The organism is Pseudomonas sp. FA-1 (assembly GCF_056856075.1).
In genome coordinates this window covers 1-231 of record NZ_JBWXTH010000088.1, presented here as the reverse complement: position 1 = coordinate 231, position 231 = coordinate 1, and the positions used below count along the sequence as shown (strand labels likewise).

Annotated in this window: 1 protein-coding gene; it reads left to right on the top strand. The window is 68.4% G+C overall.

The features are described 5' to 3' along the window. Positions 1-231: hypothetical protein (locus AC1MHZ_RS23545; RefSeq protein WP_482967030.1), on the top strand; the 231-nt coding region annotated here is incomplete at both ends.

The window sequence follows — 231 nt, the reverse complement described above, 5'->3', positions numbered from 1 at the left end:
GGCTCAAGTACATTTTCAACCCGACCGGCTCCACGCCGCGCATGTGGAACGTACGCCCGCTGGAAGAAGACACCGCGTGGAACGAGGCGCCGCTGGAGTCGCTGGACCCGGACGCGGTGGCGCCGAACGTCCCGAAGCCCAACAAGCGCAATGCCATCAATCGCGATCTTGACCACACCCGCCGGCCTGGCCATGCGGCGTATCGCCAGCCCGCGCCCCACCCCCTGCGCG